We start from the raw sequence: 8,433 nt of genomic DNA on the forward strand, positions 1-8,433 counted from the left end.
CGAGAGCGCCGGCGATGAACTCTACACGCTCGATCCGCAGAAGATCGCCCAGGCCATCTTCGAGATCGCAACGAGCGAACGACCTCCCGTGCGTGTGACCCTGGGCGGCGACGCCTATGAGGTGGTTCAAAATGCGTGGCAATCGCGACTGGCCTTCCTGCAATCCCAAGAGCAGCTCGCCCGGTCCGTCGCCTTCGACGACTGAGCCTCGCCCGTCGAGCAGTTCGGTCAAAGAACGATGGCAGCTTGAACGACGAGCGCGGGAGCACGCACCCGGCTTGTCGCCCCGCTACGATGTGCGTCGTCACGCCGGACCGGCACGTCGGATCAGCGCGATGATATGTGGCGTCTATGCCAGATCATCGCCAGCAAATAGGCGGAAATGACGGCGCCCCCAAAGCAGAACACCGAGATATAGGCGTAGGAGAAGAACACATAGGTGACGACGAGGACGCCGGCGACGAGCAGGCCGAAAATCTTGATTCCCCAGTCGCGCACCAGGAGGAACGGCACGATGATGACGGTGACGTAGATCGCATAGGTCACAACCCGCGAGACAAGCCCGTCAAGCAGATTGACGTCCTGGTAGCGGACCGCCCAGCGCAGGTACGTCGTCGTCAGCCAGCCGTCGTGGACAAAGTATGGGATGAACTGCAGGCCGCCCAGCATTGAGCCCGCGATGACGAACAAAAGGATGAGGTTCCGGCGCCCACCGCTCTCCAGGCTGTAGGCCGACAGAGGTACCCAGATCGGCCAGGCAATCCAGGTGAAGAACATATAAAGCAGGGAATATTGGGCGACGTGATGCAGGTTGCCAGCACGGCCCTCGATCCAGACAATTCCCTCCACCAATTGCTGCAGGCCGAAAAGAAATGGCAGTGTAGCGATCATCACATAGCGGCGATCCTGCCGCCATGCCGACGCGCCGGCAACCGCGCCGGCCGGGATGAGGATGGCGGCGGCGCCCAGACTGACCTGTGCAGACAGGCACATCTCAGGCTACCCCGACGAGATTGACCGGGCGACCGGCCGCAAAGCCTTCGACGTTGGCAAGGGTGGTGTCGATGATACGTCGCAGCGCCGCGTCGGTGTTGTAAGCGTTGTGCGGCGTGACCAGAACGTTCGGAAAGCGCAGCAGCACGTGGTTGGCGACAAGCGCCTTGAGATCAACCGCGTCGACCGTCATGTCCTGGCGGAAGATCTCGGCCTCCTCGCGGATCAGCGGCTCCTGCGGCAGCACGTCGAGACCGGCCGCGCGCAACTTGCCGCTTGCCAGCGCCCGCACCAGCGCCTCTGTGTCGACCACATTGCCGCGCGCCGTGTTGATGAGGATGGCCCCCTCCTTCATGGCCTCGAACTGCCGTGCGCCGATCAACCCCGCCGTCGTGGACGATGACGGCACATGCAGCGTCACCACATCGGCCTGCGCCAGGACTGCGTCGAGGGGGCCATAGGTGAATCCCCACCGTGTCGCCGCGGCAGCGTCCTGGATTTGATCGAATGCGACGACACGCATGCCGAAGCCGCGCGCGATCTCGATCGTGCGGCGCCCGATGCGCCCTGTCCCGACAACCGCGATGACCTTGTCACGCAATTCGAGGCCGCGCGTGCCGGCCATTGAGAAGCCGCCGCGTCGCGTGAGCGCGACGCTCTCAACGATGTTGCGCGCCAGCGCTAACAGCAGAGCGAAGGCATGTTCGGCGACTGTCGCATCCCCGTAATCCGGCACGTTGGCAATGGCGACGCCGTGCTGCCGGCAGGCGGCCAGGTCGATATGGTCGTATCCCGCCGAACGGGTTGCGATGAGCTTCAGCTCGGGCAGTCGATGGATGATGCCCGCATCGAGGCGGGAGGCCACGAAAGGACTGATCACCTCCGCGTCCTTGAACTCGCCGACCGTAGTGATGTTGAGCGGAACTGTCGTGCAACGGACGTCGTGCTGACGCATCAATCTAGCGCAGGCTTTCTTCTCCCAGTCCTCCGCCTCGAACAGAACAACCCTCATCCAGGCTCCTTCTCGACTGTCAAATCATCCTTAAATCCCGATCCCACCACGCTGTCGACCACCATCCGCACGACTTCGATCTCCTCCTGGGAGCGCATGGCGCCGGTTACGTGCACCCGGCCGGCCGTGACATGGAGCTCCGGCTGCCGGTCCAGCACGGTGCCAGCCTCCTCGAGCCGTGCCCGCAACGCCCGCAATACGGCCGCATCACCCTTGACCTCGGCGTCGGGACCGCCGGCCGAAATGACCTTGAGCAGGTCTGCCCGGCTGACGATGCCCACCAGTTGTGCGCCGCGCAGCACCGGCAGCCGTTTGATCCGATGAGCGCCGAGCAGCTGCGCCACCTGCGACAGCGGCTCATCCTCCTCGATCGTCAGGAGCGGCGACGACATGAGCGCGCCGACCTTCCAGCTCCGGCTTCGGACATAGGCGCGGGCGCGCGCTTCCACGCCCCCGTCTGCGAGGGGCGTTCCAAGCTCGGAGCGCCGCAGCAGGTCGCCTTCGGTAATCAGGCCGACCAGGGCCCGGGCGTCATCCAGCACCGGAAGGCCACTCACATGTTCACTGAGCATGATCTGCGCGGCGTGCCAGACGCTGTGCTCGGGGCTGATCGTGACCAACCGGGTCGACATCACATCCCGCACGCGCATCGTCCGTCTCCCCGTCAACGCAAGTAGGCTTCGGTGACGTAGCGCCGAATCATCCGATGAGAGTTGAAGGACGGGCCGATCTTGCTGATCGCCTGCTTCATCATCCAGATCCAATGGCCGCGATCACCGTCGTAAAGCGGAAGCACCACGTCCCTGAGCTTGTCGTACAGAGCGACCGCGTCATTCGCGTGGGCGCCATTGCTGGGGATCGACCAGCCTGTCACGCCGTCGACGCAACCCTCGATCCACCAGCCATCAAGGACGCTGAGATTGAGGACGCCGTTGAGCGCGGCCTTCATCCCGCTGGTGCCGGAGGCCTCGAGCGGCGGCAGCGGCGTATTCAGCCAGACATCGCAACCAGCGACCAGCGCCGCCGCGATGTCGAGATTGTAGCCCGGCACGAACACTGCCGGGACCACACCGTCCAGCGTCTCGATATGCGCACCAAGCGCGCGGATCGCCTCTTGCCCGCCGCCGTCGCCTGGATGCGCGAGGCCGGCCAGCACGATCTGAAACGGACGGTCTTTCGCTATCTCGCGCAACCGGTCCAGGTCGGAGAAGATCATCTCCGGGCGCTTGTAGGCGGTCATGCGCCGCGCATAGCCGATCAACGGCAGATCGGCACGCAGCTGTTTACCCGTCGCCTGGGCGATGCCCGCCAAGAGATCGCGCTTGGCGTTTTCGTGCGCCGCCCAGAGCGCACCGTTGTCTACCTGGTCGGCGAAGGCGAGGACTTCGGGCTCATGCGCCCAATTCGAGAACTGCTGCTCGAAGAGCGTTGCGATGGCGCCATGCGTCCATCGATGGACATGGACGCCATTCGTGATCGAAGCGATCTGATAGCCTGGAAAGAGTTTGCGCGTCGTCTCCGCATGCCGGCGGGCGACGCCGTTCACATAGCCGCTGAGGTTCAGCGCCAGCCGCGTCATGTTGAGATGATCGATGCCGGCCAGATGCGTCAGGACATCACGTTCGATGTAGTCGCCGAGGACGCGGTCGACGAGATCATAGTCGAATTTGTCGAATCCCGCCTCCACGGGCGTATGCGTCGTGAACACACACCGTTCGCGAACCGCCGCGATGTCGTAGCCGCGGACCGGATCCGACGAACCGTCGGCGTCTGGTCGCTGGGTCTCCCGCAACAGGGGCAACGTCAATAGCGCGGCGTGACCTTCGTTGAGATGATACTTGTCGATGCGGAAGCCGAGCGCGCGCAACACGCTCTGGCCGCCAATGCCGAGCACGATCTCCTGCTTCAGCCGATAGGCCTGATCGCCGCCATAGAGCGTATCTGTGATCCGGCGATCCTCGACGGCGTTCTGCTCGAGATCGGTGTCGAGCAGCACGACCGGAACGATATGCCCGAGCGGGCATTCCAGCCCATAGAGCCAAGGGCGCACCCATACGGCGCGCCCCTCGATCGACACCGCGATCATCTGCGGTAAGGCTGTCGCGAAATCCTGTGGCGCCCATGGGTCGGGCTTGCTGATCTGCCCATGACGGTCATCGATCGCTTGCCGCACATAACCCTGCCGGCTCACGAGCGTGACGAATACCATCGGCAGATCAAGATCGGCGGCCGAGCGTGCCGAGTCCCCGGCGAGCACCCCCAGCCCGCCGCTATAGGTATGCATCTCGGCGCGAAGCGCGATCTCCATCGAGAAGTAGGCAAAGCGCGTCCGCCGGATAGACCGATCGAGAAAATCCAAGAGTGCTCTCCCGGCGTGAGGCCAGCGCTCGTCGATGCCGCTCGCGGCCGCGCGATTATTTCTTCTTCTTGGCAGCTGCTGCGGCCTCACCCGTCGCTTCTGGCTCGGCGCCCTCGCCCGCGATCTCGGTTTCGGCGCGCAGCCAGTGCTCTACGTCGTGACCCTCCGGGCAACCCTCGTGTAGCCAGATCTCATACGCCCGCAGCTCGATCTTCGGCCAAAGGACATTCTGCTCCGGGGTGGCCTGCGCTTCTGACATGATCCTGCTCCTTCATCGATGTCGGACTGTGTTAGGCGCCCGGCAGCTTCCGCTCGCGACACGCCGACATCGTTGATGGATGTTAAAGATCGCTGCGAGCGCTACCTCTTTCAGTAGCGCGCGAACACCTGTCGCCCGCGCGGACCAAACAGCACCACGTCATAGCGCTCGGCTTGACCGGCGATCTCCATGCCTGGAGATCCCGTGGGCATTCCAGCGACAGCAAGGCCCGTCGCCGCCGGTCTTTCGGCCAGGATGCGGAGGATTTCATTCGCCGGCACATGGCCTTCGATCACATAGCCTGACAGCGTCGCCGTGTGACACGATTGCAGATCGGCCGGCACGCCAAGCCGTGTCTTGAGAGGCGCGAGATCGTCCAGGAGCTTGTCCTCCACCGAAAAGCCTGCCTGGCGCAGATGGGCGATCCAGGCCGAGCAGCAGCCGCAGCTCGGCGAGCGAGTCACCGAGATCGGCGTGCCGGCGGCCGAGACGCTGGTGATGCCGATGACTGAAGCACCGATCCCTCCGGCAAGGCCGATGAATTTCCTGCGGCTGAACGTCACGATTGTCTCCCTGGATGCGAAAGTATGGTGCTGCTCGATCATGGCGCGCTATCGATGGCGCCGCGCGAGCGGCGCGGCTTTCCCGCCTCGCCCTGTTCGAGATCTGCGAGGATCGGGCAGTCGGGACGCTTGTCTCCTGAGCAGCAGGACGCGAGGTGCTCCAGCGTCGCCGCCATCTCTTCCATCTCCTCGATGCGCCGGCGCAGATCGGCGATGCGCGCCAGCGCGATGCGCTTCACATCCGCGCTTTGCCGGCTGCGATCCCGCCAGAGCTGCAACAGCTCCTCGATCTCCGCCATCGAGAAGCCGAGATCGCGCGACCGCCGCACGAAACGCAACATGTGCACATCGGTCGTGGAGTAATCGCGGTAACCGGCTGCCGACCGGCCCGCCTTTGGGATCAAGCCGCTTTGCTCATAGTAGCGGATCATCTTGGCGCTGACGCCAGAAGCGCGCGCCGCCTCGCCAATGTTCACGCCGCGCTCCTTTCCAGGGCCGCAGATGCACCCGTCGATCCTGTGAGCTGCTGATTCGAAGCGCCATGCGCGCCCAGCGCAAGCCCCGGACGGAAGCGCCGCAGCCGCAGCGCATTGCCGAGCACGAACACGCTCGAGAGCGCCATGGCTCCCGCGGCCAGCACTGGCGAGAGCAGGATTCCGAATGCGGGATAGAGCATGCCGGCAGCGATCGGGATCAGCAGGACGTTGTAGGCGAACGCCCAGAACAGATTCTGCCGGATATTGCCGATGGTCGCCTTCGACAGCGCGAACGCGTCTGCGACGCCTTTGACGCTCCCCGACATCAACACCACGTCGGCCGCCTCGATGGCGACATCGGTGCCGGTGCCGACCGCAAGCCCGACATCCGCTTCCGCCAGCGCGGGCGCGTCGTTGATGCCATCGCCGACGAAGGCGAGCCGGCCATAGGCTTGCTTGAGGCGCCGGACCGCTTCGACCTTCCCTTCCGGCGGCACCTCGGCGACGACCTCGTCGATGCCGAGCTGACGCGCAATGGCGCCGGCGGTGCGGGCGTTGTCGCCGGTGATCATGGCGACCTTCAGCCCCAGACCGTGCAATGCCGCGATCGCGTCGTGGCTCGTGGCCTTGATGGGATCGGCGACCGCGATGATCGCGGCCAGCTTGCCGTCGATCGCCGCATAGAGCGGCGACTTGCCCTCGTCGGCGAGGCGGCTCGCGGTCGTCGCAAACGGCGACACATCGAGGCCAAGCGAGCGCATGTAGCGATCGGCGCCAATCTCCACGCGTGCGCCGTCGGCATCCGCGGTGACGCCAAAGCCGGTGATCGACTCGAACCGGCTGATCTCCGGCAGGCGCAGGCCCTCCTGCGCTGCCGCATCCACGATCGCCCGCGCGATCGGGTGCTCGGACTTAGCCTCTACGGCGGCGACCCGCGCGAGGACCGCGCCGCGCTCGAATCCCTCGGCCACGTCGAGATCGGTGAGGACCGGCTGGCCTTTGGTCACGGTGCCGGTCTTGTCGATCGCCACCACCTTGGCATCCTTCAGCAATTGCAGCGCCTCGCCCTTGCGGAACAGCACGCCCATCTCCGCGCCGCGTCCAGTGCCGACCATGATCGAGGTCGGCGTGGCCAGCCCCATCGCGCAGGGGCAGGCGATGATGAGCACGGCGACCGCATTGACGACGGCGAAGGTGAGCGCCGGGTCGGGCCCGAAGATGAGCCAGATTACGAACGTCGCCGCCGCCACGGCCATGACCGCTGGCACGAACCACATCGTCACCCGGTCCACCAGGGCCTGGATCGGCAACTTCGATCCCTGCGCCTCCTCGACCATGCGGATGATCTGCGCGAGCACCGTCGCATCACCAATCGCGGTCGCCCGGACGCCCATCGCACCCTTCTGATTCACCGTGCCGCCGACGACGGCGCTCCCCGCCGCCTTGGCAACCGGGATCGGCTCGCCGGTGATCATCGATTCATCGACGTAGCTCTCGCCCTCAACGACTTCGCCGTCGATCGGCACGCGCTCGCCCGGTCGGACCTCGACCACGTCGCCAGCCACCACCTCGCCGATGTCGAGGTCGACGACGCGATCGGCGCGGCGGACATGGGCGATCCTCGGCTGCAAGCCGACCAGTCGCTTGATCGCCTCGGACGTCCGCCCCTTGGCGCGAGCTTCGAGGAAGCGGCCGAGCAGGATCAAGGTGACGATCACTGCCGCCGCTTCGTAATAGACGTTGACCGTGCCGGGCGGCAGAAGCTGAGGCGCAAAGGTCGCGACCAGCGAATAGAAATACGCGGCAAGCGTGCCGACGGCTACGAGCGAGTTCATATCGGGGGCCAGCCGCGCCAGCGCTGGCAGACCCTTCGTGTAGAACCGCCGTCCCGGCACGACCAAAACCAGCGTCGTCAGCGCGAACTGGATGGTCCAGTTCGCCTGCATGCCGATGGTTCGCATGATCAACTCATGGATCGCGGGCACGAGATGCGAGCCCATCTCCAGCACGATGATCGGCGCGCTCAGCACCGCAGCTACGGTGAGATCGCGCCTAAGGCCCGCGGTCTCCGCATCCTTGCGCGCGACGGCCGCTGCATCCGGCGATCCGGCAGCGACGACGCGCGCGTCGTACCCGGCATCCTCGACGGCGTTGACGAGCAAGGCCGTGTCGACCGATCCCTCAATCGTCGCGCGCTCGGTCGCAAGGTTCACCCGCGCGGCCGCGACACCCGGGACGGCCGCCAGCGCCCGCTCAACCCGCGCCACGCAGGAGGCGCAGGTCATGCCTTCGATGGCGAGCTCGGTTCGTGTCGATGGCACGGCGTAGCCGGCATCTTCGACGGCGGCGACCAGGGCCCCATAGGCGATCGGCGCTTCACCCGTGACCTCGGCCCTCTCGGTCGCAAGGTTCACGCTGGCGCTCTCGACGCCAGGCACGGCCCTCAGCGCCTTCTCCACACGTCCCACGCAGGACGCGCAGCTCATGCCCTCGATCGCCAGACTCACTGCGGTTCTACCGGTAGAGACGTCCCTGACTGGCGCGTTCATGGCGCTATCCTTCCGCAACTGATGCAAATTCTGGACGGAAGGTGGGGCTTCCAACCGTGGGAAGGTCAAGGCCCAAAAAAGGTGCTCTCACCTCTTGACCTTCCCACGCTGGAAACCGCCATCTGAATGGGCATGAGAGACAAAAGGAGATTCTCATGCAGTTCCACATCAAGAATATGACCTGCGGCGGCTGCGCCCGCAGCGTGACCAAGGCTATCCAGA

Annotated in this window: 9 protein-coding genes and 1 pseudogene; 2 read left to right on the plus strand and 8 right to left on the minus strand. The window is 65.1% G+C overall.

Features of this window, described 5'->3' with window-relative positions; genetic code table 11:
- A pseudogene (locus tag IE243_RS21085) lies at nucleotides 1-205 on the plus strand (SDR family oxidoreductase); the annotation flags it as partial.
- Between the two features lie 122 nt (nucleotides 206-327).
- Here IE243_RS21085 and IE243_RS21090 read toward each other — a convergent pair.
- The 8 genes from IE243_RS21090 to IE243_RS21125 all read right to left on the minus strand — a co-directional run bounded on the left by IE243_RS21090 (nucleotide 328) and on the right by IE243_RS21125 (nucleotide 8,211).
- The gene (locus IE243_RS21090; RefSeq protein ID WP_191321282.1) at nucleotides 328-993 is read right to left on the minus strand and encodes a DUF6629 family protein; all 666 of its coding nucleotides are present in this window, start codon (nucleotides 991-993) and stop codon (nucleotides 328-330) included.
- Between the two features lies 1 nt (nucleotide 994).
- Nucleotides 995-2,005 (minus strand): hydroxyacid dehydrogenase, encoded by a 1,011-nt coding sequence (locus IE243_RS21095; protein ID WP_191321283.1) that lies wholly within the window; start codon nucleotides 2,003-2,005, stop codon nucleotides 995-997.
- Nucleotides 2,002-2,655, minus strand: coding sequence for a CBS domain-containing protein (locus IE243_RS21100; protein ID WP_191321284.1), 654 nt, complete (start codon nucleotides 2,653-2,655; stop codon nucleotides 2,002-2,004). The genes IE243_RS21095 and IE243_RS21100 overlap by 4 nt, the downstream gene beginning before the upstream one ends.
- 14 nt (nucleotides 2,656-2,669) lie before the next feature.
- A complete protein-coding gene (gene glgP / locus IE243_RS21105) occupies nucleotides 2,670-4,364 on the minus strand; it encodes an alpha-glucan family phosphorylase (protein WP_210319940.1) in 1,695 nt (564 codons plus the stop codon).
- A gap of 55 nt (nucleotides 4,365-4,419) precedes the next feature.
- Complete coding sequence (locus IE243_RS21110) at nucleotides 4,420-4,623, minus strand: DUF2934 domain-containing protein (protein WP_191321285.1); 204 nt, start codon at nucleotides 4,621-4,623, stop codon at nucleotides 4,420-4,422.
- 110 nt (nucleotides 4,624-4,733) lie between these two features.
- Nucleotides 4,734-5,189: a DUF411 domain-containing protein gene (locus IE243_RS21115; RefSeq protein ID WP_244643302.1), complete on the minus strand. Its 456-nt coding sequence runs from the start codon at nucleotides 5,187-5,189 to the stop codon at nucleotides 4,734-4,736.
- 35 nt (nucleotides 5,190-5,224) lie between these two features.
- A complete protein-coding gene (gene cueR, locus IE243_RS21120; protein ID WP_191321287.1) occupies nucleotides 5,225-5,662 on the minus strand; it encodes a Cu(I)-responsive transcriptional regulator in 438 nt (145 codons plus the stop codon).
- Nucleotides 5,659-8,211 (minus strand): heavy metal translocating P-type ATPase, encoded by a 2,553-nt coding sequence (locus IE243_RS21125; protein WP_191321288.1) that lies wholly within the window; start codon nucleotides 8,209-8,211, stop codon nucleotides 5,659-5,661. Before IE243_RS21125 ends, cueR begins: the two co-directional genes overlap by 4 nt.
- A gap of 155 nt (nucleotides 8,212-8,366) precedes the next feature.
- Here IE243_RS21125 and IE243_RS23645 point away from each other — a divergent pair.
- A partial coding sequence (locus tag IE243_RS23645) for a heavy-metal-associated domain-containing protein (protein ID WP_280514618.1) occupies nucleotides 8,367-8,433 on the plus strand: 67 nt, incomplete at its 3' end.

The organism is Camelimonas fluminis (assembly GCF_014656355.1).
Lineage (GTDB): Bacteria > Pseudomonadota > Alphaproteobacteria > Rhizobiales > Beijerinckiaceae > Camelimonas > Camelimonas fluminis.